This is a genomic window from Halobellus clavatus, from assembly GCF_900107195.1.
In the GTDB taxonomy this organism is placed as follows: domain Archaea; phylum Halobacteriota; class Halobacteria; order Halobacteriales; family Haloferacaceae; genus Haloquadratum; species Haloquadratum clavatum.
The window spans coordinates 61,552-86,581 of sequence record NZ_FNPB01000001.1; the positions used below are offsets into that span (position 1 = coordinate 61,552).

Consider the following 25,030-nt stretch of genomic DNA (forward strand, 5'->3'; position numbering starts at 1 on the left):
CGGTCCTCGGACCGGTCGATGACGAGTCTTCTCGCGACGCTTTCGGCGGGGGTAGTCTTCGGCGTTGCCCTCGCCGCTCCGCCCGGCCCGATGAACGCGATCATCGCCGAAGAGAGCGTGGTCAGAGGATGGCTCGCGGGATTCAAAGCCGGCCTCGGGGCGATGAGCGCCGACGCGATCTTCTTCGTGCTGGCGGCACTCGGCGTCGTTGCGTTCGTCGACCGCTTCCCGCTCGTGCGGGCGGCGATGATCGGCGTGGGCGGCCTGCTGATGCTGTACTTCGCGTACGGTGCGGCCGCGGACGTCCGCTCCTCGTTCCGCCCGGGTGAGGGGCCGACCGACGAGTCCGATCCCAGAGTCGGCACCGGGTTCAGGAAGGCGTTCGTCCTGGCGCTCACGAACCCGTATCAGATCCTCTTCTGGCTCACGATCGGCGTCGGGCTCCTCCAGTCGGGCACGGTCGACATCCTGGCGCAGACGCCGTACGTCGGGAACACGCTGGCCGGGCTCTTGGTCGTCGAGACGGGGTCGCCGGCGCTCGTCGCCGGCTTCTTCGGCGGGATCGTCCTCTGGATCACCGGATTCCCGGCCGCGCTCGTCGGTGCGGAACGCCGCGTCGAGGCCTTCGCGCCCCTGGTCGCCGGTCTCAGTGCCGTCGTCCTCGCGGGGTTCGGCGTGGTCTTCCTCGCCGAGAGCGTCGCGGTGCTCGCTTAACCCGACGTCGAACCCACAGGTGTCGGAGCGATCAGTGCCGCTCGGAGCCACCGTCGAACGGGCATAAACTATGTACCAGCAGGACCCTAATTATCTACGATGTCAGACTCACAGCCGCCCGACGAGCGCATCGACGAGACGACGACCTGGCCCGAACTCGCGATCGGTCTCTACGACAGACTGACCGGGCGCGGAGCGGAGATCACGTACGACTTCGAGGATATGGAGGTCGAAGTCCCGAGCGGAACCGGCGACGACGCCGAGCACGCGCGGTGGCGCGTCGACGGCACGCTCCGCGTCACGACCCGGGAGCGTGACTGACGCGCACGCCGAGGAACAGTTCCCGCCCCTCTCGGTTGCTGCGGACCTGACCCTCGAGGTCGCCGGGACCCAGGCCGAGGTGCAGTCCACCGGGGAGCGGTTGTTCGTGCTGTTTCCCTCGCTCCCCGGAGCGGTCCGGGCGCTGCGCCGACTCCCCGAGGGCGGCGAGACGCGTCTGGACGAACTCCTCCGACTGACGGATCTGACCGTCGAGATTCGGATTCGCGACCGGACGGTGGCCGTCGCCGGCGTCGGAGCCGACCCGGGCGTCGTCTCGACGCAACTCGGGACCGCACCGATCGAGGTCCGGATCGGCGGACTGCTCGGCGCTGTCGGCCGCGAACTCGTGGTCGCGCTCCGTTCGGTGTGAGCGTCGACTCCCGTCCTCGGAGCCTCGCGTCCCTGCCCCCCGAGCGTGGCGGGCCGGGACGGAGACCCTCATCTTCTAAATGGTGCAGCGAAGTACGTGTGCTATGTTCGATAAGACGACGTGGATCAAACTCCCGCGGAACGTGCTCGTCGGGCACGGCGTCCTCGACGACCTCTCCGACGCGCTCGGAGAACTCCATCTCGCCGGCCGTCCGCTCGTCGTCACGAGTCCGACGCCGAACGAGTTGGCTGGCGACCGGGTCCGTGCGCAGTTCGACGATCCGGCGACGGTCACCGTCGCGTCGGCGAGTTTCGACGCCGTCGAGCGCGTCATCGACGTCGCGGAGGCCGAAGACGCCGGCTACCTGGTCGGCCTCGGCGGCGGAAAGCCGATCGACACGGCCAAGATGGCTTCCGACCGGCTGGGGTGCGGCTTCGTCTCTGTGCCCACGGCTGCCAGCCACGACGGCATCGTTTCGGGCCGGTCGTCGATTCCGGAGGGCGACACCAGACACTCGGTCGCCGCGGATCCGCCGCTGGCGGTCGTCGCCGACACGGAGATCCTCGCGGAGGCGCCGTGGGACCTCACCACGGCGGGCTGTGCGGACATCGTCTCGAACTACACGGCGGTGAAAGACTGGCAGTTGGCCCATCGGTTGAAGAACGTCGAGTACAGCGAGTACGCCGGCGCGCTCTCGAAGATGACCGCCGAGATGCTCGTCGAATCCTCTGACGCGATCAAACCCGGGTTCGAGGAGTCGGCGTGGCTGGTGGCGAAGGCGCTCGTCTCCTCCGGCGTCGCGATGTCGATCGCGGGGTCGTCCCGGCCCGCGTCGGGCGCGGAGCACCTCATCTCACACCAACTTGACCGACTCGTCCCCGGACGCGCGCTGCACGGCCACCAGGTCGGCGTCGCGGCCATCGTCACCGAGTACCTCCACTCCGGCGAGCGCGGCGAGTGGGCCGACATCCGCGCCGCGCTCGAAGACGTCGGCGCGCCCACGACCGCCGAGGAACTCGGGATCGACGCGGAGACGTTCCTCGAAGCGCTCACGACCGCCCACACGATCCGCGATCGATACACGATTCTCGGCGACGGCGTCAGCGACGACGCGGCCCACGAGGCGGCGACGTTCACCGGCGTGCTCTGAGCGAGTCGTCGCGGATCCGAAGACCGAATAGTGCCGAGTCCAACCCTTCGATATGGCAACTGCGAGCGCCGACAACGCGGCCAAACGGCATCCGCTGGCGGCCACGATCGTCCTCTCGATCGTCGGCTACGCCGCCGTCGTCGGGACCTTCCTCGGCGTGGTCCCCCGGAGTCTCTTCCCCGAGCTCTCGCTGACGGCAGTGAACCGCCTCGCCGACGCGATCGCACTCGTCAACGCGGTGAACGTGCTCGTGATCGCCGCCGGGTGGCGGTGGATCCGGCAGGACGAGGTGAAAAAACACGCCACCGCGATGGTGACTTCCTTCGTGCTGATCTTGGTGTTCCTCGTGATGTATCTCACCAAGATCGGCGGCGGCGGAACCAAGGAGTTCGTCGGGCCGAACATCGTCTACTACCCGTATCTGGCGATGCTCGCGATCCACATCGTCCTCTCGATCGTCGCGGTTCCGGTGGTGCTGTACGCGCTCGTACTCGGCGCGACGCACTCGCCGGCCGAACTGCGGACGGAGACGCGACACCGCACGGTCGGTCGGATCGCCGCGGGATCGTGGCTGCTGTCGCTCACCCTCGGCGTCGTCACCTACCTCCTGCTGAATCACGCCTTCGACTGGGAGTACGTCGAGGCGGCCGCGGCGACGCTGCTTCTCGTCGGCTGACCCGATCCAGCCGAACCATTTTACCGTCCGGCGCCGTCGCTCTCGCTGGTATGAGTGGCACGCAGTACACGCACGTCAGTATCCTCGCGACCGACCTGGATGCTTCAGTCGAGTTTTACGAGTCGGTGTTCGGGATGGAACAGATCCCGACGCCCGGCTTCGACGAACCGACGCAGTGGCTCGCCTGCGGCGATCTCCAGTTGCACATCGTCGAACGGGCGGACGAACCACCGGCGTTCAACCACCACGCGCTCCACGTCGACGATTTCGAGGCAGTCTACGAGGCCATCCGCGCCCACGAGAGCGCCGAGGTGGAACTCCTGCCACAGATCGAGACCGGCTACGTCGACGGTGAGCCGCCGGTGTACGTGCTCCCGTCCGGCGCGGTACAGTTCTACATCCGCGATCCCGCCGGCAACCTCGTCGAGGTGAACGCGCCCGACGCGGAGGCCCTCGACGACGGGGTCGTGGGGAATCTCGTCGAGCGGACCGACGTGGCGGCACCCGGACCCGACGAGGCGGCCGCACCGATCTATATGGACGACTGAGACGGATCAGAGGCGACAGCCACGCCCGAGCCGGAGGCGGCAGACGCCGGATCGCAGCCAACAGCTACACCCGAGCCGGAAGCGAGCGACCACCCGCGGGACCGGCGGCTACGGGCAGTCACCCTCCGGTCTCCGCACGACAACGATGCGGCGTTTCGACCGCCGGAATGTCGAGGGTTTTTATCGCCACGCCGGAATCCTCGGATATGCGCGTCGCGTTCGTCTCGCTGTATCCCGATCAACGCCGTTCAGACGGGGCAACGAGGCGTGCACGACGAGTCGCCGAGCGGTTGGCCGCCCGCGACCACGACGTCGTCTTCTTCTGTACGCAGTGGTGGGACGGGCCGCTGGATCGGTTCGAGCAGAACGGCGTCGAGTACGTCGGAGTGACCGAGACGCCGTCGGCGCGGGGGTTCGCCTCGAAACTGCCGTTCGCGCTGCGACGAGCCGGTCCGGATGTCGTCCACGTGACCAACAGCCCGCCCTCCCAGGTCGTCGCGGCGAAGACGGCCGCACGGGTACTCAGAGTGCCGGTGATCGTCGACTGGTGGGAGAGACGCGACGGCGACACCACGCGGATGTGCCGCCGGGCCGTGAGCGGCGCGAGTCGGGTGCTCGCCCCCTCACGGCTGGTGAAGACCGACGTTCGCGAGTACGGCGTCGCCGCCGACGCAATCGACGTCGTCCCGGAGTCGATCGACTTCGACCTCGTTCGCGACGCCGGCGTCGACCACCGCGCGGACGTGGTGTACGCGCGTCGCTTAGACGAGCACGCCAACGTCGAGTCGTTTCTCCTGGCGCTGGCGGAACTCCGGGACCGCGACTGGCGTGCGGCCATCGTCGGCGACGGTCCCGAGCGCGAGGCCGCGATGGAGACGGCCGCGGAGCTCCGTATCGACGACCGCGTCGCGTTCCTCGGGGCACTGGATCCCGCGGAGTTCGTGCCGATATTCAAGGGCGCACACGTGTTCGCGCAGACGGCGACCGTCGAGCCGTTTCCCCGCGGCCTGCTGTGGGCGCTGGCCTGCGGGTGTGTCGGCATCGTCGAGTATCAGGCCCGTTCGAGCGCGCACGAGTTGGTCGAGAACCGCGAGCGGGGCGCTCGCGTTACGAGTCCCCAAGAACTGGCTGACGAGGTCGTCGCCGCCGCCGGGCACGAACGCGAGACGATCAACGAGACGTTCATCGAGTACGACCACGGAGCCGTACTGGACAGCTACGAACGCATCTACGAGGCCGAAATCGACGAATACGGGCTATTCTGAGCCCCGAAGGGCTTACTCCTCCTCGATCTCGTAATCGCCGCCGTACTTGAGGAAGAAGAAGGCGAGTCCGAGGGTGGCGACCATCGCGAACGTCGTCGCGACCCCGAGCGTCTTCGCAGAGTTCGGGAGTTCCGGCGCGCCCGATCCCGACGGCGTCGAGAGGGATTCGACGACCTCGATGGACGCGACCATCCCCGCAGTTCGGTGGGGCTGACAGTAGTACTCGTAGGTACCGACCGTCTCGAACGTGTGCGTGTACGTGAAGCCCGTGTTCTCGATCGGCTCGTGGCCCTCCCAGTTCGCCCCTTCGGGCTGGCTCTCGACGACGATGTTGTGGTTGTCCGAGTCCCAGACGAACTCGACCGTCGTGCCGGGCGTGATTTCGAGCGGTTCCTCGGTGCCCGGTTCGTAGACCAGCGATCCGCCGGGGCCGACCGTCACGGTCTCGGTGGCGCCGCCGCCACCGCCGTCTTCCTGTGCCGCTGCGGTCCCGGCTGCGCCGGTCGCCGCCGCGGTGCCGGCCGCCGTCGTGAGGAAGGCGCGACGGGACATCTCCGCGTTGCCGTCAGTCATACCCGGGGGTTGGGAGTCGCCTGTAGTGAATACTTTGGTTTGTCTCCTTCCACGGGAGCGGAACCGGTAGCGTCACTCGATGCTCGGCGCTTCGCGACCCTTCATCTTCGTGATCTCGAGTTCGTACCACGCGGGGTCGAGATCCGCCGACGGCCGATCGAACACCGAGAGGCCGGCGAGAGAGGCGAACTCGGCGAAGATCTCCGACGCGTCCATCGCCGCCGGTGACGCCTCCTCGATCGGCTGGAGCCGACCCTCGACGACGACGCTCCGCCAGTCGCTCGGGTCGTTCCACTCGTAGGCGACCAGCGAGACGCGGTTCGATGCCTCGAGTCGGGCACTCTTCTCGCTGTCCTCGTGGAACACCAACTGGAAGATGCACCGGTTCTCGAGGACGTCGTAGCCGAACGAGATCGGGAGGCTATACGGGACGTCGCCCCCGAACGAGAGGACACCGTGTCCCTGTGAGGTGAGGAACGACGCGACCGCTTTGTCGTCCATCGCGACACCGTAATCACCACGCGGCATTGGTGGCGCTTCCATATCGACGTCAAAGAAAGCACGGGCCGAACCCCGGTGTCCGAGCAACAACTCACAACCCGTTTGTGGTGGTTCCGGAACGTTTTTGCAGGTCGTCTCGCACGTCTCGGCTATGGCAGACGTTGAGGCGGAACTCCGCCAGCAGTTCACCGACGCGTTCAGTGGTGCCGACTACCCCGTCACGAGTCAGATGGACCTCGTCCCGACGCTCCCGGACGGCCCGGGGACGAAGTTCGAAGCCGGCGACGTGACGCTGAGCGCGATGGAGATGGCCGCGAAGCTCGGCTCCCACCAGGACTTCCCGTACGACGACGTCGAGTCGCTCGTCGACGACGTCATCGAGGGGCTGAAGGCCGAAGGGATTATCTGATCCGGCGAGCGTTCCTCGCGTTATAGCCCACGGCGGTCGGCTGTTGCGGCCGTCGAGGCAGTGAGCGATGGTGACCGGTGGGACCCGAACGCTTTCGTCCGCGGCGGCGAACGCGGAGGTATGCCCCACGACATCGAGCGGTACCTCAACGTTCGGAGTGCCTACGGCGCGTCGATCGGACCCGAGGACGAAGCACTCGCGTTTCTGATGGATACGACCGGCGTCCCGCAGGTGTGGACGATCGACGAGCCCGGTGGCTGGCCCGAGCAGCGGACCTTCTTCGACGAGCGGGTGACGTTCGTCTCGTGGTCGCCGACTCGCCGGGAGTTCGCGTTCGGGATGGACGAGGGCGGGAACGAGCGCGCGCAACTGTTCCGATACGACCTGGCCGACGGTGCGATCACCAACCTCACTGCGGACCCGGAGGCGAAGCATCGCTGGGGCGGGTGGAGCCACGACGGCGAGCGGTTCGCGTTCACCTCCAACCGTCGCGAGGCATCCGTCTTCGACGTGTACGTCCAGGGACGAGACGAGCGCGGCAGTGCCGCCGACCTGATCACCGAAGGCGACGGGTGGCTGACGCTCGGCGGATGGTCCCCCGACGATTCGCGGCTCATCGTCTCACAAGCGTATTCGAACTTCGATCAGGACGTCTCGGTCCTCGACGTCGAAAGCGGCGAACTGACGCTGTTGACCCCGCACGACGGAACCGTCCGGTTCCAGAGCCCCGAGTGGGGGCCCGACGGAGAGCGCGTGTATCTCGTCTCCGACCGCGAGAGCGACACGCTCGATCTGTGGTGCGTCGACGTCGAAACCGGTGAGTTCGCGCTCGTCGAGCGCGACCCCGACTGGGAGATCGACGGCGTCGCCGTCGACGAGGAGACGGGGCGGATCGCGTACGCCACGAACGTCGACGGCTACACCGAACTGACCGTGGGCCACCTCCGCGCGCCCGACTCGGCGGAATCGGCGGCCCCGGCGATCGAGGAGGGGCCGGCACCCGCGCTGCCGCGCGGCGTGATCGGCGGTGTCGAGTTCGACAGCGCGGGGGACCGGTTCGCCGTGACCGTGACGCAGCGCGGTGATCCCGCCAACGTCTACGTCGTCGAGTCGGACGCGGTGACCGCCGTGGACGAAGGGTCGGAGCGCCCGGCCGAGCGCTGGACGCGGGCGGCGACCGCGGGAATCCCGCGGGACACGTTCGTCGCGCCCGAACTGGTCCACTACCCGACGTTCGACGGACGGGAGATTCCGGCGTTCTTCTCGACCCCCGAGTCCGACACGGGGACGGACGAGACGCCGGTGATCGTCGACATCCACGGCGGCCCCGAGTCCCAGCGCCGACCCTCGTTCAGCGCGGTGACGCAGTACTTCCTCGCGAACGGCTATGCGGTCTTCGAACCCAACGTCCGCGGCTCGGCGGGCTACGGGAAGGCCTACGGCCACCTCGACGACGTCGAAAACCGGATGGATTCGGTGAAGGACATCAAAGCGGCCGTCGAGTGGCTCGAAGACCATCCGGCGATCGACCCCGACCGGATCGTCGCGATGGGGGGCTCCTACGGCGGGTTTATGGTGCTCGCTGCGATGACTGAGTATCCCGATCTGTGGGCCGCCGGCGTCGACATCGTCGGAATCGCGAACTTCGTCACGTTCCTCGAGAACACCGGCGAGTGGCGGCGCGAACTCAGGGAAGCCGAGTACGGTTCACTCGACGACGACCGCGCGTTCCTCGAATCGATCTCACCGCTCAACACCATCGAGGAGATCCGCGCGCCGCTCTTCGTCATCCACGGCGCGAACGACCCGCGGGTCCCCGTCTCGGAGGCGCACCAACTCGTCGAGGCCGCGAGCGAACACGTCCCGGTCCGAGAGCGCATCTTCGAGGACGAGGGCCACGGCATCGCGAAACTGGAGAACCGAATCGAGGCCTACAGCGAGGTGGTCGAGTTCCTGCGTGAGCACGTCCCGTGAGCGCCCGCGCGGAACTTGTCTCAATTGAAGACACTAACGGGTTTTGGCGCACTGGTAATAGCTACCAAGTCCCGTCGAATTCGGCGAGTTTACACACCAAGGGGTGAGTACGGGACTGAACCGGTCTGCCGGGCAAACATCTTAATGGACTGACGTTCAAGGGGTGCGGTATGGTGGGGGCAGCAGACGGGGGACGCATTCTTGTCGTCGTTCCGGAGTCCGTCGACATCCCACGGGAAGGGGTCGACGTCGGCGACTGGGACGGCTCACGACAGGGGGCTGTCGACGGAGGGGAGACAGGATTTGGCCACGATGACGGCTGCGACCCCGTCGAGAGCGGTGGTTCGAGAGCCGACGAGGATGGCGACGGCAACTGTGACACAGACCGCGATAGTGAGCAGGGAACGAGTCGCGACCGCGACGCCGACGCCGACGCCAACAGGGAACCGAGCGTCGAGACGGTCCTCAAGACGCTCGAACGACACCTCAGAGCCGAAGTGGTGGTACGGTGTCGGAGAACGTATGCCGAATACGTCGAGGAACTCGGGCCGACCCTCGATTGCGTCGTGGTTCTCGGCAAGGACGAGTCGCTCGTTCGCGCGCTCGTCGAAGACAGTCTAGTACCCACGGTCATCTACAGTCCACCGATCGTGGGAACCATAGATGGCGTCCGTTCCGGCGACGACGGTATCGAGACGCTTCTCAACCGCGTCGAGTCGGCGGTCCAAGAAGACCGGCACATCAACAAGCTTCGGGAGTCGAACGCGCGACTCGCTGCACTGAGCCACTACGCCGAGGACATCGCCGCCTGCAAGACGGCTGGCGCCGTCGCCGAACAGACGATCGAAGCGACGACCGAGGCGCTGGCGTTCGATCACGCCATCGTGTTCCTCGCCGAATGTGGGCGGCTCGTTCCGCAGGCGTCGGCCCTCCCCGATCCGGCGGCGAGCGCAACTGATCTCGAGGACGGCATCGCCGGGCGGACGCTGGCCACCGGAGAATCCGAAGTCGTCGCCGACATGCAGTCCGATCCCGACGCGGTCTCCGAACACGACGACCTCCACGCCGTCCTGAGTGTCCCGGTCGGGGACCAAGGAGTGATCCAGGCGGTCTCGGACGAACGAGACGCCTTCGACGATCGGGACGTCGAGTTCCTCGAGATCCTCGCCGGATACACCGCCGAGGCGCTCGAACGGATCGAACGCGAGGTGACGCTGCGACGCGAGCGCGACCGCCTGCACGCGTTCTTCGACGAGATCCCCGCATCGGCGCTCTACGTCGAACGGAACAGACCGAGCCAGACCCTTCGCATCGAGGAAACGAACGGGGCCTACGACGACCGCTTCGGAACGGTCGAGAGTGACACACCGCTCACGGCAGTCACCTCGAGCGATGCCGAGACGGAGCAGTACGAGGCCGCTATGGGAACCGGCGGCGTCTCGAACGGCCGCGTCGAGCGGACGATGGCCGATGGATCGACAGCGACGTTCGCGCTGAGCGTCGTCTCGGTATCGCTGCCGGACGGGCGCACAGGCGCGTACGGGATCTATATCGATCCCACGAACAGCGCGTTCTCCGAGTTGCTCGACTGACCCTCCGGTAGATCCAAGCGCCGGGCGCACGAACACCGGGATATGAGCGCCGACGCCGAGCAGCACGGCCGCAACCGACCGATCCGGTGTCTCATCGCCAAAGTCGGCTTAGACGGCCACGACCGCGGGGCGCACGTCATCGCCCGCGCCTTCAGAGACGCCGGCTTCGAGGTCGTCTACTCGGGGCTCCACCGCGCGCCCGACGAGATCGTGCAGGCGGCCGTCCAGGAGGACGTCGACGTGCTCGGAATCTCGATCCTCTCGGGCGCGCACAACAGTCTGGTCCCCAAGGTGGTCGACGGGCTGAAACGTCACGGGGCGTTCGCGGACACTCTCCTGATCGTCGGTGGGATTATTCCCGAGGAGGATCGACCGGAACTCCGCGACCTGGGCGTCGCCGCGATTTTCGGCCCCGGCACGCCGATGGAGGAAACGATCGAGTTCGTGCGCGAGAACGCGCCGCGCCGCGAGTGATGGCCGGCGACGACACATCCGGGCGCGATCTCGACGCACGGAACGACGACCTCGTCGCGGCCCTGCTCGCCGGCGAGCACCGCGCGCTGGCCCGCGTCATCACCCTGATCGAGAACCGCGCACCGGGCCATCGCGACCTCGTCGCACGACTGCATCCCCACGCGGGCGACGCCGCCGTCGTCGGCATCACCGGAAGCCCCGGAGCCGGAAAGTCGACGCTCGTCGACAAACTCGCGGCAGCCTACCGCGACCGAGGCGACACCGTCGGCGTCGTCGCCGTCGATCCGTCCTCGCCGTACTCCGGCGGTTCGGTCCTCGGTGACCGGATCCGGATGGCCTCGACGAACGGCGATATGGACGTGTTCTTCCGTTCGATGAGCGCCCGGGGGCGTCTCGGCGGCCTCTCGACGGCGACGACGGACGCGATCACCGCGCTCGACGCGTTCGGCAAGGACGTCGTGATCGTCGAGACCGTCGGGGCCGGCCAGAGCGAAGTCGACATCGTTCGAACCGCCGACACCGTCGGCGTCCTGGTGCAACCCGACAGCGGCGACGACGTCCAGATGCTGAAGGCCGGAATCCTCGAGATCGGCGACGTCTTCGTCGTCAACAAGGCGGATCTGGACGGCGCGGCGCGCACTGTCGCCGAGTTGGAGGAGATGCTCCACCGGCGGGACGTCGGCGCCGGGGCCGGCAAGCACGGTCACGGGAGCGTAAGCCAATCCGGTGGAGAGAGTCACGCTGACGGGGCGCGGTCCGACGGTGCCGACGCAGCCGCCGACTGGGAGCCGCGCGTCGTCGAGACAGTCGCGACCTCGGGCGAGGGGATCGAGGACCTCGTGGACGCACTGGACGCGCACGCCGCGTACCTCCGCAGCTCAGGGGTGGGAGAGGCGAAAGCACAGCAGCGCCACGGCGAGAAGATCCGCCGGCTCGTCCGCGGCGATCTCACCGAACTGCTGGAGGCGGAACTCGACCGACGCGGCGGCGTCGATGCACTCGCCGAGCGGGTGCGATCGGGTGAGACCGATCCCTACACCGTGGCCGACGCGGTCGTCGAACCGCTACGAGAGTGCCTCGACGGCCAGCGAGTCGACAACAAGCGCACGCCCACCGCGGCGGAGTCAGACCCCGGAGACGACCGCGACTGAGTCCCGCCCAGCAACCTCAAGCGTCTCGCGGTCGTGCAGACTCGTATGAGACTCAGATCGGTCGCCGGCGCGGCCGTCGCCGGAGCCGGCGCGCTCGCAGTGGCCAACACCGCACTCGATCGACGCGCAGCGCCCCTCGAACCCGCCCTCGGCGGGACGCAGCAGACGTTCGAGTGGAACGGGTTCGACGTCGCGTACGCCGAGGCCGGCGATCCCGAGGATCCGGATCTCGTGTGCCTCCACGGGATCAACGCTGCCGGATCGAGCGGCGAGTTCCGCGAGATCTTCGACGACCTCGCAGACGACTACCACGTCGTCGCGCCCGACCTCCCGGGCTTCGGGACGTCCGATCGGCCGCCGCTGCGCTATTCGGCGACGTTCTACGAGGAGTTCGTCCGCGATTTCGTCGCGACGTTCGAGTCGCCGCGGGTGGTGGCGTCCTCGCTCACGAGTGCGTACCTCGCGGCGGTCGCCGACGACCTCGATCTCACCTCGCTCGTCCTGATCTGCCCGACCGAGCGCGGCGGCCCCGACCGGAATCTCCTGGCACGGGAACTCCTCAGGTCGCCGCTGCTGGGGGAGGCACTCTTCAATGTGCTCGCGTCGAAGCCGTCGATCCGGTACTTCAACGCCGACCACGGCTACTACGATATGGACAGCGTGACCGACGAGTGGATGGACTACGAGTGGCAGACGGCCCATCAGCCGAACGCCAGGTACGCGCCCGCATCGTTCGTCAGCGGCTTTCTCAACGCCGAGATGGACCTCACATCGACGCTCGAGGACATCGATGCGCCGGTGACACTGCTGTGGGGACGCGAGGCCGACATCACGCCGTTGAAGCGGGGTCGCGAACTGGCGGACGCGGTCGGCTGTCGGCTGGTCGTCGTCGACGACGCGAAACTCCTGCCGCACGTCGAGTTCCCCGCACAGTCACTCGAGGCGATCCGCGAGGCGATCGAGGAGTGAGCGACGACCCACGCGGCATCTGATCCGGACCCCGGATCGATATCGAACCGCTGGGTCTTTTTCCTCGACTGTCGTAGCGGCGTGTATGTGCGGAGTCGAGTCGGCCAGACGGGCGAGACGGACGCGACCGGAGACCGAGCTGTGAGCGACGCGGCTCGCTCGGTGCTCGTCCTCCATCGGCCCGATTCGGCGGATTCGACGGTGGAAGCGACGCTCTTCGACCGTGAACCGGCCGATATCGAGGTCGCAGACCCGACCGAGACAGACGTCGGCGAGCGGATCGCAGCCGCCGACGTCGTCGTTGCCGACGGGGAGGCCGCGCTGCTCTCGTTGGCGGGCCACCCCCCCGACTGCCCGGTCGTTCCCGTCGGCACCGGCGCGACGCGCTACGATGTCCCCGCGACGGACGTCGCGGCCGCCGTCGACGCCGTCGGTGCCGGCGTCGAAACCGCGCCGCACCCGGTCCTCGGCGTGACGATCGACGGCGAGACCGTCGGGCACGCCGTGACCGACGTCTCACTCGTGACGGCCGAACCCGCTCGCATCTCCGAGTACGGGGTCGCTTCCGGTGCCGGGTGGTCCGACACGGTCAGGGCCGACGGGATCGTCGTCGCGACGCCGCTCGGGAGCGAGGGCTACGCGCACGCGGTGGGCGGCCCGCTGTTAGCGCCCGAGACCGGACTCGCGGCGGTCCCGATCTCCCCGTACGCGATGCACGCGGACGTGTGGGTCCTCCGTCCCCCCGTGTCGGTGTCGGTCGAGCGCGACGAGGCCGCCGTGTCGCTCCTGCTGGACGACGAGGAAGCGAGAACGGTTCCGGCGAAGGCGCCGGTCGAGATCACCGTCTCGCGGACGCTCGCCGTCGTGACACCGGACAGCGTCCCGGATCGGTAAGCGGCGTTGCGCAGACGCTCCGGTGTCAAAAACGCGTCGACGGGGATCGCTCGGGTCGTGGCCCCCGTCAGATGATCGAGTTCCAGAGCGGCTCGATGAGGAAGAAGAAGCTCTGATAGGCCGCATATATGAGCGCGAAGACCGACGCGCCGACCGCCGGGATCGGTCGTTCGAGATCCTTGCTCTTCGAGCGCGCTTCGACCTTGCGCGACTCGAATCCGAAGAAGTCCGCGATGAATACCGTCACGACGAGGACAGACAGCACCATCCCGCCGTGCGGGGCGACGATCAGATAGAGGAACGACAGCAGCACCATCCCCAGGGTGGTCAGCGTGTGCGGGAGCCACCGGGTGATCGCCTCGTCGCCGTCATTCTCGCGAAGCTGGCGTTTGTGGTGGTTGTGCTGGAGGATCCGCGTGATCATATTGAGTATCACCAGTACGAGGACGGCGACAGGGAGAATCCCACCGACGGCCTCGAGTGCGTCGATCGGAACGAGGAACTGTAGCGGTTGCATACTCGACGTTGGGTATAGGAGTCATTAGAGTTTTTCCAATCCGTCGCGCGACTGGACGATCGACGACATCGACGGCAGAATAGGGCGACAGCGCTACTGTGCGCGTTCTTCGATCGCTTCGCGAGCCTGCCGGATCAGGGGGATCCCGACCCAGAACGTCAGCGCGCCGATGACAGTGAACCAGAACAGCGCGTCCATCAGCAGGACGCCCAACGAGTCGAACATCGTCGCAGAGTCACCGATCGAGATCGGCGCGACGAGCTGCTGACTGCTCTCGAAGCTCGGCGTCCGGTACCAGCCTGCGAGCACCATCCAGGCGAGGCCCCCGCCAGTGAAGATGCCCAATCCTTTGACGAACTCGTCAGCCATTGTTGTTCGAATCTTCGTTGGAGTCCTCTTGAGACTTTCCCATTCCGCGGGCCCGAAACCGCGTGCCGATGACGTACACGCCCGCGCCGAACGCGATGATCGCGAGGCCCAGTGCGGCCAGGACGGTGCTCAACACGCTCTCGGCAACACTGACGCCGAGGAACGACAGGAGACCGCGGATCAGTCCGCCCAGAAAGCTCACGTTCAGCGTCGCCGCGTCGAGGAGCATGAACCCGAACACGACGCCCACGACGGCGATCAGCGTCGAGAACACGGTCACGACCTTGTACAGCGGCATCGGGACGATGACGTCGCGGCCCCGGCCGCTGGGATTGCCCCCTTCCGGCGTCTCCGTGTCTCCCGGCTCGACGGCACTCGTGCCGGTCGCGTCTCCATCGGTCATTAGCGTTCCTACGGCCGGGAGCGAAAAGGACCTTTCCGTCTCTGGGCGGTCGACGATGATGCGAGCGGCGAAAATCAGATCAAACGCAGCAGGAAACGTGGGAGTGAAGACGGGACGCAGAGCGCCGTGCGGCTACTTCGGTGGCCGGAGGCGGTAGTACCGGCGGTTGAGGTCGTACATATACCCCTCCCGCATCGTCTTCAGCACCGCCCAGGTGATGAATCCGCCGACGATCGGCAGGAGGAACGCCAGGTCGAACGCGAGGTCGACGTTCATCGGGAGGAGGTTCTTCGCGGAGTAGACGCTGATCGTGAACGCGAAGATGACGCCGCCGACGCCGACCGCCGCCCAGAAGGGCTGTTCGACGGGCCGGCGTGCGCTCCCCTTGTTGAGGAAGGGCACGATGGCGACGATCCCGACGACGACGAGGTTCGCGAGGACGCCGTAGGTCCGGTCGGCCATCAGCTTCTGCCCGCCGAGGATCGACAGTTCGGGGTTCAGCGGACCGAGCTTGAGCAGCCCGAAGGACCAGTAGAGATACCAGTCAGGCAGGATGATGGCGGGCGTACTCGATGGGTTCGCCGGATCGCCGATGTGCGGTGGCAGCGTCGCCGACAGGAACAGCAACATCCCCACGAAGAAACTCGCGATGGCGAGGTTTCGGATGACCTCGTGGGGCCAGGTCGGGAACGCGAGCACGTCGCGTTCGACGTAATCGGACTCCTGACGGAGGTCCTGGTCTTCGCGGCGGGCGCGCTCGAAGTACTCGTAGGTGAGCCGGGAGAGCCCCTGAGCGCGCTTCTTGCGCTCGTGCCACGTCGGGGTCTCGTCGTCCGGCGCGACGATGCCGCTGCCGTCGGTGCGAGCGTCGTCGGTCTCGGTGTCGGAGGTGGTTTCGTCGGTCATTGGTCTCTTAGTGGGGTTCCGCGATGCCCTGCACCCAGACGATCCCGATGTGGATGGCGATGAGCGTCGTCACCACGAACGGGAGTAAGAACACGTGCAGGACGTACATCCGTTGCAGCGTCGCCTGACTCAGCGAGAAGCCGCCGAACAGGAGCTGTGCGATCCACTCGCCGGCGAGCGGGATCGACAGCGACATCTCGACGCCGATCTGGCCCGCCCAGAAGGCCAGTTGGTCCCACGGGAGCAGGTAGCCGGTGTACCCGAACACCATCGTCAGGCTGATCAGGACGATGCCGATCAGCCAGTTGAGTTCGCGGGGCTCCTTGTACGCGCCGGTGAAGTACACGCGGAGCATGTGCAGGAACACCGCGGCGACCATCACCTGCGCCGCCCACCGGTGGATGGAGCGAAGCATGAACCCGAACTGCATATCGCGCATAATGAACGCGATGCTCTCGTAGGCGACCGTCCCCGCCGCCTCTGATCCCGCGGCGGCTGACGGACTATAGTAGAAGCCCAACAGCGCGCCCGATATCGCGGCGACGACGTACGCGAGGGTCGAAAACAGCCCCAGCGTGTAGAGGGGGTACCAGTACCAGAACTTGTTGTCGAGGTTGTACTGCTCGGTGTGGCTCTTCGGCATCTGGAGGTTGACCCGGTAATAGAGGGTCTCCAGGAGCTCCAGATAGTCGACGATGCGGAACCGCTTGTCGAGCCAGATGAGCGTCGTGAGGAAGGTCGACTCCACGGGAGTCAGATCCTTCTCTTTCATCCAGCCTTTGTGATCGTATTCGTCTTTCTTTTCGAGGCTCATTGTTATCGCTTGTAGTACGGGTAGATCGCCCGTTTGACTTGGTCCCACGCGCCGTCACCGAACGTCGTCCCGTCGACGTCCTCCTCGCGGATGTAGAGGTCCTCGTACTTCCGGCGCCGTTTCTTCACGATCATCACGTCCGGGAGGAACTCCTTCCGGTACAGTGCCAGTATGAACGCCAGGTCAACGAAGATTACGGCCAGGACCGCGCCGAGGTACATGTTCCCGGTCTCCGACAGTCCCCAGCCCGAAATCAGGCCGTACGTGAACAGGAACACGAAGACGACTTCGATGACCGTCAACAGGACGATCGCGATGGCGGCCGCGGTACTCTCGCGCGCTGGCTCGTAGCGATGGATGTCGCCGTAGGTGCTTCCACTCGATGACATTATCCGTTCCTCCCCGTGCCCGTGTGGGCCGATTCACCGTACTTCAGGACATAGAACGTGAAGATGATCGTGACGATGATCGCGAGGATCGTCGCCGCGCCGACCCAGTGGGCCTGGATCGGAACGCCGAAGCTGTGGAGTTCCTTCTCGCCGCCACCGCCGCCGGCGTTGGGGTTCTCGACGACTTCGATGGAGGCGACCATTCCAGCGGTCCGGTGCGGCTCACAGTAGTACTCGTAGGTCCCGAGCGTCTCGAACGTGTGCGTGTACGTGAAGCCCGTGTTCTCGATCGTCTCGTGACCCTCCCAGTTCGCGCCTTCGGGCTGGCTCTCGACGACGATGTTGTGGTTGTCTGAATCCCAGACGAACTCGACCGTCGTGCCCGGTGCGATCTGGAGTGGTTCCTCGGTGCCCGGCTCGTAGACCAGCGACCCGCCGGGACCGACCGTCACGGTCTTCGTCGGCCCGCCGCCACCGCCGGATCCGCCCGAGGTACTCGTTCCCGTTCCGGTACCCATCCCGGTCCCGGTTTCCGTACCGGTCTCGGTGCCGCCGTCCGTCTCCTGGGCAGCGACGCTGCCGGCGGCAGCAGAGGCCGTCGTGGCAGCAGCAGGGACGCTTGCTGCTCGCAGAAAGTCCCGCCTCTTCATACAAGTCGGTCTCAGGATGGAATGCGCTTAAACCCACCGACTCCCCCGCCAGAAACGGATCTACGCACCGGGGTCCTCGTCGGCTGTATCGGCGGTTCGGGGCGCTTCGGGGGCGTCCGTTTCACTCGGCGCCCCGCCGTCTGAGCCGCGTCCCTCGTCCGCTGCGGCCGCCATCTGTTCGGCGACGACGTCGGCCGGTTCCTCGCTCGCCGCGTCCAGCGTCTCGAGTCTGGCGCGGAACTCCTCGACGCGGAACCGATCCGAGAGTCGGGCGTTCGCGACGACCAGGAACAGGAAGAACCCGATTACCAGGAAGCCGAAGGACGCGATCGGCGCGACGATGGTGGAGAGTGACGGGAGTGCGAGCCAGGCGACGAGCAGCCCGACCCCGACGAGGAGTTGGACCCCAGCCACGATCTGGAGCATCAGGTTCCCGAACTCGCCGCTGCCCTCCGGGACGTCGTCGGGGTCTGGGAGCGACGCGTCCGCCGGCGCGTCCATCAGCTCGTAGTCGGCCATCGAACAGAGCGCCACCGTCGGTTTGACGTCTCGGAGGACGGTGCCTTCGCCCTCGACGCTCCCGTCCTTGTAGATGACCGCGTACCCCTCGTCTGAGTAGGCGATGACGCGGTCCTCGCCGTCGGTGACGCGTTCGACGACGGCGAAGATCTCGCGGATCGCGACCCGCGCGTTGAGTTCCTGTTCGACTCGGTCGAGGAGTTCCTCGCCGACGACCCACGTGCCCGGATCGAACGCGGCCTCCCACTCTTCGAGACTCATCTCGGCCATCTCCGCGGGGCCGAAGTTCTCGAAGTCGTACGTCGCTTCGACCTCTTTGCGGAGCGCTTCGAGGTCGTCTGTCTCGGACGTGTCGCCGGCGGTATTTGTCGCGGCGGCGGCCTCGTCCGGTGGGTCGTCGGACCGCGGGTCCGAGGGGCGGTCCGCCGCGGACGACTGTTCCGAGGACTCCGTCATCGGTGGCGGTTGGAGCGGCAGACTCCTTAGGGTAACGGTTCCGCTACCGGTGCGTGACGTCGCCGGCGACGTCGAGTCGGACGGTTTACACCCGGGGAGCCCCTAGCCGGACTGATGGTATCCGACTCGGCCATCGCGACGCTCGCGGCGCTGATGGTCTCAGCGAGCCTCCCGTTCTACCTCTACGGCGCGTGGATTATGATCGACGCGGAAGTCGTGACCTGGGGCGTGCTGATGTACCATCTCAAGTTCATCGTCCCCGGGCTGGTGCTCAACACGATTCCGGTCGTGACGTGGATGCTCCCACGGATCCTGAATCAACTCGAGGGAGTCACCGTCCTGCACGCGCTCTTGGGACTACAGGCGTACGCCCTGCTGGCGTTCGCCCTGACCGGCATCGTGCGAATTCTGCAGGTGAAACGGGAGGCGGACCTCTACGACGAACCGGGAAAGGCAGTCGACATCGACGAACTCCACCCCAATATGAGCGCGTGGCGGGGTCGACTCCGAGTCGGCGTCTTCGGGTACGTGCTCTTCTGGTTTCTGGCGTGGGTGCTCGGCCTCTATCGCTACGTCGGTCGGTACGTGCTGGGCTGAGGTGACGCCGCCGGGGCGCGTCGAGCCGGACCGGAAGCGCTCACTCCCACGACTCGCCCGACGCGAGATCGACGTCGCTGTCCAGTTTCGAGGACGGACAGACGTCCTCGAGGACGCACTCGCCGCAGTCGGGGTTACGCGCGGTGCAGACGGCGCGCCCGTGACTGATGAACAGGTGAGTCGACTGCTGCCAGTCCGATTCGGGGAGTAGGTCCATCAGTTCCGTCTCGATGGCCTCGGGCCGTTCTTCCTCGGTGATCCCGAGCCGGCGCGTGATTCGCTGGACGTGCGTGTCGACGACAACGCCTTCGACGACGTCGTGACCGTGTTGGAGGACGACGTTGGCCGTCTTGCGGCCGACGCCCGAGAGGTCAGTGAGCGCCGTCATCGTGTCCGGAACCTCGCCGTCGTGCTCGGCTTCGAGCGTTTCGCCGATCGATTGCAGGTAGCCGGCCTTGTTGTTGTGGAACGTGATACCGTAGATGTTCTCCGCGAGTTCCGCTTCGTCGGCAGCGGCGTAGTCGGCCGCAGTCTGGTACTTCTCGAAGAGATCCTCGGTGACGTCGTTGACCCGCTCGTCGGTGCACTGTGCCGAGAGGACGACGGCGACGAGCAGTTCGAGCCTGTTGGTGAAGTGCAGCGAGATCGTCGAGTCGGGATACGCCTCAGCGAGGCGGTCGAGTACCTCCGCGGCCTGGTCGTCGCGAGTATCGAGCGGCGTGCCCATATCTGTGTCTCACGGGCGCCGGTGTTGAGTGATTCGGCCGCGGTTCGGCGAGCACGGACCGGTGCCTCAGTCGTCGGACTCGGCAGTCACCGCCGCCAGCGACGCCTCGCCGACGCGATCGACGGACGATCGGTTGCTCGTGGGATCTTTCTCCACGGTGACGAGGTCGTCGGCGGCCGCGACGAGTTCGTCGTCGTGGCTCACGATCAGGATTTGGTTCACGCCGAGGCGCCGCATCTCCTCGACGAGGTCGACGAGCCGCGAGACGTGCCCCGAGTCGAGGAAGACCGTCGGCTCGTCGAGGATCAGCGGCGGCATCGGTGCCGATCCCTCGATCCCCTCCGCGAGCAACCGATAGATCGCACACCGCAGCGAGAGGTTGAACAGCGCGCGCTCGCCCCCGGAGAGTTGCTCGGGTTCGAGCGCGGTGCCGTCCTTCTGGAACACCGTGAGGTCGTACTCGTCGTCGAGTCGGATCCGCGAGTAGGCGTCGTTGCCGTACACCAACTCGAACGTCTCGTTGAGCATCCGTTCGAGCGTCTCGACGTTCCGCCGACGGAGTTCGGCTCTGAGGTCGCCGTAGGTGGTTTCGAGCGTCGACACCTCCTCGTGGAGCGACGCTAAGCGCTCGACGCGCTCGCGGATCCGATCGCGGTCTTCGCGAAGCGACTCCAACTGTTCGATCGATCCGCGGACGCCGCCGATCTCGTTCTGGAGTTCGTCTCGGCGTTCGCGGAGTTCACGCAGTTTCGTCTCGACGTCGTCGAGGTAGGACGCCGCCTCGCGCTTGTTCTCGCGGGCCGTCTGGATCCGCGATTCGTCGATCTCCGCGGCGAGTTCGTCCCGGCGCTCGCGCTTCTCCCGGAGATACTCCCGCCGCTCGTCGTTGCGGTCGGCGATCGTCTCTCGACGCTCCCGGAGTCGGTCGATCTCCGATTCGGCGTCAGCGATCCGTTCTCGAAGGTCCTCGACGCGATCGAGTCGGTCCCGTGCCGACTCGATCCGCTCCAATTCGGCCTCCAGGTCGGCGACGCGCTCGCTGGCCTCGGTCGCGGCGTCGGCTTGCGCCTCCGCGGCGTCGCGCTTCTCCTCGGCCTCGGCCTCGAACTCCGCGGCGTCCTCGCGGTGCGACGACGCCTCCGCGCGACGCTCCTCGGCGGTCGATTCGGCGTCTGCCACGCTCTCGTCGAGCAACGACCGCCGCTCTTCGAGATTGGCGAGTCGGGTTTCCGCCTCCGCCAGCGACGTTGCCGTCTCCAGTTCCGATTCGAGCGCGTCGCGACGCTCCTGTAGCGCTTCGAGATCGCCCTGGAGTTCCGTGATCCGCGCTTCGTACTCGCCGATGGCGTCGACGTGGGGCGAGCCGTCGACCGGCTGTCCGCACTCGGGACACTTGCCCGCCTGGCGGAGCGACTCGGCCTCTTCGAGGCGATCGCGGACCGTCTGCAGTTCCGCACGCGCGTCGGCGAGTTCGTCGCGGACGTCGTCGAGGTCCGACTGGATCGAGTCTCGGTGGGCCGCCGCCGAACCCGGATCGACCGGGGCCTCGCCGAACCGCTCGCGAATGGACGCGATCTCGGAGTCGACCTCGTCGCGTTCGCTCGCTCGGTTCTCGGCGCGAGCCTCGGCGTCTTCGGCGGACGACTCCGCATCAGTCGCTCGGTCGCGCGCCTCCTCCGCGCGCGAATCGAACTCTTCGGCTCGCTCGCGAAGCTTCTCGGCCTGATTCGAGAGCATCGTCTGGCGCTGGCGCGCTTGCTGCAGGTCGTCGCGGACCGACGACTCCTCGGCGTCGAGCGCGTCGCGACGATCTTCGAGTGCGTCGGTGTCGACCCCACTGGCTCCCCCGTCCAGCGCCGTCTCGGCGACCACGTCGTCGAGCGTTGCGTCCAGTTCGTCGATCGCCTCGCGCGTCTCGACGATCTCGTCGCGGAGGTTCTCGCGGGTCGATTCGTCGGACTCGATCGTCTCTTCGAGTTTCGCGATGTCGGATTCGAGCGACTCGATCTCGGATTTCGTCTCCTCGTAGTCGCCCAGGATCTCCTTCGCATCTGCGAGCGTCTCCTCGGCGCGGTCCCGGTTCTCCTCGAAGCGTTCGATCTCGTCGTCGACCGTCGAGAGTTCGGTTTCGAGGTCGTTCAGCCGGTCGTGCAGCCCCGCCTCCTCTTTCGCTTCGATCCGAGACTCCCGATCGGAGAGGAGTTCGCGCTTCCGGTTCAGCACGTCTTCGACGCCGAGGCGCGCCTGGCCCGCTCGCTCGCGGTACGCCTCGAGCTTGCCGAGTTGGAGGAGGTCGTCGATGGTATCCTGTCGCTGCGCCGGCGTCGCGTTGATGAGTTTGTTCACCTCGCCCTGCCGGACGTACGCGCAGTTGACGAACGCCTCGGCGTCCATCCGCAGGAGGCCGGCCACGAACTCGCGGACGTCGGTCGCGCCGTCGATCTCGACGTCCGGGCCCGAGAGCGTGCAGGCCGCCGTCTGCATCCGGTCCCCGGTGCGCCGGAGGCGACGCTCGATCCGGTAGGTCTCGCCCTCGTGGACGAACGAGAGCGTCACCTCGGCCTCGTCCTCGCCGGTCGTCACGACGTCGTCGAGCGTCTCGTCGAGGGCCCGGGCGCCGTAGAGGGCGAAGAAACACGCTTCGAGCAGCGACGACTTGCCGCTGCCGTTGAGCCCGTGGATGACGGTGACGCCGTCCCGAAGGTCGAGGTCGGCGTCGGCGTACGGCTTGAAGTTCTGCAGCGAGATTCGCTGAAAGCGCATCTAGAAGTCCTCCATCGTGACCTGGGTGTCCGCCGGCGTCGTCTCGTCGGTCGCAGAGCCGGGGGCATCGTCCGTCTCGTTCGCGTCCGCCGTTTCGTCTTCGTCGTTCAGGCCTTCTGGTTCGTCGGCGTCGTTCGCGTCCGCCGTTTCGTCTTCGTCGGTCGTTTCCTCCGTCTCGTCAGCGTCGTTCGCGCCCTCAATTTCGTCTTCGTCGTCCGCGTCGTCCAGTTCGTCAGTGTCGACGGCGTGGTCTGCCGCATCGGTCGCCGTCGACTCCCCGACGTCGTCAGCGGAATCGTCCGCCGACGGGTCGGCCGCCGGCGCGAAGGCGTCGGCGTCGTCTTCCAGCAGTTCCGAGACATGGGACTCGACGGTCTCGCGGACGGTGGTGTCGGGAATGCCGTCCGCGCGGATGGTGCCCTCAACGTCGAGGGCGGCCGCGGAGAGGCCGAGTTCGCGGACGCGCTCGTCGACCGCGGCGTCGGGATCGGCGAAGGAGACGTCGATACTCGCCTCGTGGTCCTGCTCGCGGCGGTCCGTGACGCGCGCAATGAGCGCGCCTCGCTCGGTGAGCGCCTCCTCGACGGCTGCGGGCGTCACCGGATCGCCCGCGCCCGTCACCTCGACGACGACGACCGCGTCGGTGACGTCGCGCTGTCGCAGTTGCTCGTGGACGCGCTCGACGCCCTCGTCCTCGGCCAACTCCACGGACACGAAGACGAAGGGCCGGGTGTCGAGCGTTCGCCGGCGGACGTCCACCGACTCGTCGAACGTCACGAGGTTGTACCCGCGGGGCTCCTCCTCGGCGGCGCTGGCTCGCTCGGTGGACCCACAGTAGGTCACCCAGGTGTCGTCGACGACCTCGGTGCCGGGCGCGTGGTTGTCGCCCAGGAGGAGCGCGTCGAAGTCGACGTTCGACTGTTCGAGGACCGTTTCGGTCTCCCAGTTGGCGTGTGCGAACGGGGTGAACAACCCGTGACCGACCAGTACCGCGTGCGCCGCGTCGTGGGCCTGGAAGTCGTAGTCGAGGTCCGCACGTCGCGACTTCGGGACGTGATCGAGTCCGTAAAACGCGGTATCGCCGACGGTTCGGGGCGCGTCGCCGAGGCGTTCGGCGAGATCGAGGTTCTCGAAGAGATCCAGCCACTGACCGCCGCGCGTGGCCTCGTGATTGCCGACGACCGCGAGGAAGGGGACGTCGGCGTCCCGAAGGCGGCGGAGGACGCGGATCGTCCCCAGGAGGTCCCGCAGGTCCGGGCGGCGGTCGTGGAAGAGGTCGCCCGCGTGGACGACGGCGTCCACATCGGTCTCGATGGCGTCGTCGATCACCTGCTCGAAGGCGTCGAGGAAGTCCGCGCGACGCTCGGGGGAGTGGTACTGCTGGTACCCCAGGTGGGTGTCGCCGGTGTGGATCACCCGTGTCATCTGCGCGGATCTTGTGCGGTGGTTCCTAAAACGATTCCGCGACCGGAGTGGAAGTGGTCGCCCCGGAGCCGGCGCATAGGCGGTCACTCAATCGCTGGCCTGCCCGACGGCCGGTGACGACTGAGAATCAGTTCGCGCGTCGAGCAACGCCGTCTGGAGTCGTCGGAGCGTCCGGCGGGCCGCCCGGCCGCGACGCGCGAGGTCGTCGTCGTGGTCATCCGAGGAGCGCTCGGTCGCGGCGGCATCGACCGCGCGATCGAGAGCCGCGAGGCGGCCGTCGGCCAGGTACGCCGACGCGCGCTGCGCACAGGTCGTCGCCGCCTCTGCTTCCGCGATCGCCCGTGCTGCGGCGTCGACGGCGACGACATCGGCTGGGCTGCTGCGCGGCGCTGTGCCGTCTGCCAGCGCACGAAGCGAACGCCGAACCGCGTGAGCGGACGGTGCGGGGGTGTTCGACATATCCCCTCTGGCTCCCGATCCGGGAAGAACGTTCGGACGAGTCGGTGAGCCGGAGTGCGTCCGTCAGATAGCCAGCGTGTAGAGCCGTTTGCGCGCGTCGGTGAACGAGAACCGCGAATCGACGACGTCGGCGTCCTCGAGTCGGGAGAGGGCGTAGCGGACCGTCCGCGGCGGAAGCAGCGTCTCCTCGGCGAGTTGGCTCTGCGTCAGCGTGTCGTTGTAGTCGAGGACCTTCGCCACCAACTTCGCACTCGGCGGCATCTCGCGCACCGGGTCCCAGCGATCTGTCGACTCTTCGTCCGGAGCGACTGCCTCGGTGGTACTCATTCGTACTCGATACACGGTAATGTAGACAGATAATATTTGCTGTATGTTCTTATTACCCGTATGAATACCACTTTCGGAAATGCATAAGCCGGTGCTTTCCTATTGTTGAATAACTGCGTGGGGGTGAT

The 25,030-nt window shown here is 66.8% G+C and carries 30 protein-coding genes; 15 read left to right on the top strand and 15 right to left on the bottom strand.

Going from position 1 to position 25,030, the window contains the following annotated elements:
- The first annotated feature begins 18 nt into the window (after nt 1–18).
- The 7 genes from BLU74_RS00295 to BLU74_RS00325 all read left to right on the top strand — a co-directional run bounded on the left by BLU74_RS00295 (nt 19) and on the right by BLU74_RS00325 (nt 5,044).
- Nucleotides 19–714: a LysE family translocator gene (locus BLU74_RS00295; RefSeq protein WP_089763884.1), complete on the top strand. Its 696-nt coding sequence runs from the start codon at nt 19–21 to the stop codon at nt 712–714.
- Between the two features lie 99 nt (nt 715–813).
- Nucleotides 814–1,035, top strand: a complete 222-nt coding sequence (locus BLU74_RS00300) for a hypothetical protein (protein WP_089763886.1) — start codon at nt 814–816, stop codon at nt 1,033–1,035.
- Complete coding sequence (locus BLU74_RS00305; protein WP_089763888.1) at nt 1,028–1,405, top strand: hypothetical protein; 378 nt, start codon at nt 1,028–1,030, stop codon at nt 1,403–1,405. The genes BLU74_RS00300 and BLU74_RS00305 overlap by 8 nt, the downstream gene beginning before the upstream one ends.
- Nucleotides 1,406–1,508: 103 nt before the next feature.
- Nucleotides 1,509–2,555 (top strand): NAD(P)-dependent glycerol-1-phosphate dehydrogenase, encoded by a 1,047-nt coding sequence (locus BLU74_RS00310; protein WP_089763890.1) that lies wholly within the window; start codon nt 1,509–1,511, stop codon nt 2,553–2,555.
- Between the two features lie 52 nt (nt 2,556–2,607).
- Nucleotides 2,608–3,231, top strand: coding sequence for a DUF420 domain-containing protein (locus tag BLU74_RS00315; protein ID WP_089763892.1), 624 nt, complete (start codon nt 2,608–2,610; stop codon nt 3,229–3,231).
- A 50-nt stretch (nt 3,232–3,281) separates the two neighbouring features.
- Nucleotides 3,282–3,779 (top strand): VOC family protein, encoded by a 498-nt coding sequence (locus tag BLU74_RS00320; protein ID WP_089763894.1) that lies wholly within the window; start codon nt 3,282–3,284, stop codon nt 3,777–3,779.
- Nucleotides 3,780–3,985: 206 nt separating this feature from the next.
- The gene (locus BLU74_RS00325) at nt 3,986–5,044 is read left to right on the top strand and encodes a glycosyltransferase (protein WP_089763896.1); all 1,059 of its coding nucleotides are present in this window, start codon (nt 3,986–3,988) and stop codon (nt 5,042–5,044) included.
- A 12-nt stretch (nt 5,045–5,056) separates the two neighbouring features.
- On the opposite strand, the gene BLU74_RS00330 is transcribed toward BLU74_RS00325, so the two are convergent.
- Nucleotides 5,057–5,617, bottom strand: a complete 561-nt coding sequence (locus BLU74_RS00330; RefSeq protein ID WP_089763898.1) for a plastocyanin/azurin family copper-binding protein — start codon at nt 5,615–5,617, stop codon at nt 5,057–5,059.
- Between the two features lie 72 nt (nt 5,618–5,689).
- On the bottom strand, nt 5,690–6,145 hold the full coding sequence (locus BLU74_RS00335; protein ID WP_175454518.1) for a pyridoxamine 5'-phosphate oxidase family protein: 456 nt from the start codon (nt 6,143–6,145) through the stop codon (nt 5,690–5,692).
- Nucleotides 6,146–6,269: 124 nt separating this feature from the next.
- Here BLU74_RS00335 and BLU74_RS00340 point away from each other — a divergent pair, with 124 nt between their 5' ends.
- The 7 genes from BLU74_RS00340 to BLU74_RS00370 all read left to right on the top strand — a co-directional run bounded on the left by BLU74_RS00340 (nt 6,270) and on the right by BLU74_RS00370 (nt 13,581).
- Nucleotides 6,270–6,527, top strand: coding sequence for an MTH865 family protein (locus tag BLU74_RS00340; RefSeq protein ID WP_089763903.1), 258 nt, complete (start codon nt 6,270–6,272; stop codon nt 6,525–6,527).
- A gap of 120 nt (nt 6,528–6,647) precedes the next feature.
- Entirely contained in the window at nt 6,648–8,501 is a 1,854-nt protein-coding gene (locus BLU74_RS00345; RefSeq protein ID WP_089763905.1) for a S9 family peptidase, read from the top strand.
- A 170-nt stretch (nt 8,502–8,671) separates the two neighbouring features.
- A complete protein-coding gene (locus BLU74_RS00350) occupies nt 8,672–10,093 on the top strand; it encodes a GAF domain-containing protein (RefSeq protein ID WP_089763907.1) in 1,422 nt (473 codons plus the stop codon).
- Nucleotides 10,094–10,135: 42 nt separating this feature from the next.
- On the top strand, nt 10,136–10,567 hold the full coding sequence (locus BLU74_RS00355) for a cobalamin B12-binding domain-containing protein (RefSeq protein ID WP_089763909.1): 432 nt from the start codon (nt 10,136–10,138) through the stop codon (nt 10,565–10,567).
- Entirely contained in the window at nt 10,567–11,718 is a 1,152-nt protein-coding gene (meaB, locus tag BLU74_RS00360; protein ID WP_175454519.1) for a methylmalonyl Co-A mutase-associated GTPase MeaB, read from the top strand. The genes BLU74_RS00355 and meaB overlap by 1 nt, the downstream gene beginning before the upstream one ends.
- 45 nt (nt 11,719–11,763) lie before the next feature.
- Complete coding sequence (locus BLU74_RS00365; RefSeq protein ID WP_089763913.1) at nt 11,764–12,687, top strand: alpha/beta fold hydrolase; 924 nt, start codon at nt 11,764–11,766, stop codon at nt 12,685–12,687.
- A gap of 141 nt (nt 12,688–12,828) precedes the next feature.
- Nucleotides 12,829–13,581: a diacylglycerol kinase catalytic domain-containing protein gene (locus BLU74_RS00370; protein WP_139175563.1), complete on the top strand. Its 753-nt coding sequence runs from the start codon at nt 12,829–12,831 to the stop codon at nt 13,579–13,581.
- 67 nt (nt 13,582–13,648) lie between these two features.
- Here BLU74_RS00370 and BLU74_RS00375 read toward each other — a convergent pair whose 3' ends face one another.
- The 8 genes from BLU74_RS00375 to BLU74_RS00410 all read right to left on the bottom strand — a co-directional run bounded on the left by BLU74_RS00375 (nt 13,649) and on the right by BLU74_RS00410 (nt 18,604).
- Nucleotides 13,649–14,098 carry a DUF7313 family protein gene (locus BLU74_RS00375; RefSeq protein ID WP_089763916.1) on the bottom strand — a complete coding sequence of 150 codons (450 nt, stop codon included), beginning with the start codon at nt 14,096–14,098 and terminating at the stop codon, nt 13,649–13,651.
- A 93-nt stretch (nt 14,099–14,191) separates the two neighbouring features.
- Nucleotides 14,192–14,467, bottom strand: coding sequence for a DUF7314 family protein (locus BLU74_RS00380; protein ID WP_089763917.1), 276 nt, complete (start codon nt 14,465–14,467; stop codon nt 14,192–14,194).
- Complete coding sequence (locus BLU74_RS00385; RefSeq protein ID WP_089763919.1) at nt 14,460–14,870, bottom strand: DUF7315 family membrane protein; 411 nt, start codon at nt 14,868–14,870, stop codon at nt 14,460–14,462. The genes BLU74_RS00380 and BLU74_RS00385 overlap by 8 nt, the downstream gene beginning before the upstream one ends.
- A 132-nt stretch (nt 14,871–15,002) precedes the next feature.
- The gene (locus tag BLU74_RS00390) at nt 15,003–15,776 is read right to left on the bottom strand and encodes a cytochrome b family protein (RefSeq protein WP_089763921.1); all 774 of its coding nucleotides are present in this window, start codon (nt 15,774–15,776) and stop codon (nt 15,003–15,005) included.
- Nucleotides 15,777–15,783: 7 nt separating this feature from the next.
- Nucleotides 15,784–16,590, bottom strand: coding sequence for a cytochrome b (locus BLU74_RS00395; RefSeq protein ID WP_089763923.1), 807 nt, complete (start codon nt 16,588–16,590; stop codon nt 15,784–15,786).
- Between the two features lie 2 nt (nt 16,591–16,592).
- Nucleotides 16,593–16,979: a DUF7318 family protein gene (locus tag BLU74_RS00400; RefSeq protein ID WP_089763924.1), complete on the bottom strand. Its 387-nt coding sequence runs from the start codon at nt 16,977–16,979 to the stop codon at nt 16,593–16,595.
- The gene (locus BLU74_RS00405) at nt 16,979–17,629 is read right to left on the bottom strand and encodes a plastocyanin/azurin family copper-binding protein (protein WP_089763926.1); all 651 of its coding nucleotides are present in this window, start codon (nt 17,627–17,629) and stop codon (nt 16,979–16,981) included. The genes BLU74_RS00400 and BLU74_RS00405 overlap by 1 nt, the downstream gene beginning before the upstream one ends.
- 60 nt (nt 17,630–17,689) lie before the next feature.
- Entirely contained in the window at nt 17,690–18,604 is a 915-nt protein-coding gene (locus BLU74_RS00410) for a DUF7319 domain-containing protein (protein WP_089763928.1), read from the bottom strand.
- A 114-nt stretch (nt 18,605–18,718) separates the two neighbouring features.
- Between BLU74_RS00410 and BLU74_RS00415 the strand changes: the two genes are divergently transcribed.
- Entirely contained in the window at nt 18,719–19,201 is a 483-nt protein-coding gene (locus BLU74_RS00415; protein ID WP_089763930.1) for a DUF7321 family protein, read from the top strand.
- A gap of 40 nt (nt 19,202–19,241) precedes the next feature.
- Here the strand turns inward: BLU74_RS00415 and nth are convergent, their stop codons facing one another.
- The 5 genes from nth to BLU74_RS00440 all read right to left on the bottom strand — a co-directional run bounded on the left by nth (nt 19,242) and on the right by BLU74_RS00440 (nt 24,902).
- Nucleotides 19,242–19,928: an endonuclease III gene (gene nth / locus BLU74_RS00420; protein WP_089763932.1), complete on the bottom strand. Its 687-nt coding sequence runs from the start codon at nt 19,926–19,928 to the stop codon at nt 19,242–19,244.
- Nucleotides 19,929–19,994: 66 nt separating this feature from the next.
- The gene (rad50, locus tag BLU74_RS00425; protein ID WP_089763934.1) at nt 19,995–22,691 is read right to left on the bottom strand and encodes a DNA double-strand break repair ATPase Rad50; all 2,697 of its coding nucleotides are present in this window, start codon (nt 22,689–22,691) and stop codon (nt 19,995–19,997) included.
- Nucleotides 22,692–24,116 carry a DNA double-strand break repair protein Mre11 gene (gene mre11 / locus BLU74_RS00430; RefSeq protein WP_089763937.1) on the bottom strand — a complete coding sequence of 475 codons (1,425 nt, stop codon included), beginning with the start codon at nt 24,114–24,116 and terminating at the stop codon, nt 22,692–22,694.
- A gap of 87 nt (nt 24,117–24,203) precedes the next feature.
- Nucleotides 24,204–24,575 (bottom strand): DUF7966 family protein, encoded by a 372-nt coding sequence (locus BLU74_RS00435; protein WP_089763939.1) that lies wholly within the window; start codon nt 24,573–24,575, stop codon nt 24,204–24,206.
- Nucleotides 24,576–24,638: 63 nt separating this feature from the next.
- Complete coding sequence (locus BLU74_RS00440) at nt 24,639–24,902, bottom strand: MarR family transcriptional regulator (RefSeq protein WP_089763941.1); 264 nt, start codon at nt 24,900–24,902, stop codon at nt 24,639–24,641.
- Nucleotides 24,903–25,030 lie beyond the last annotated feature (128 nt).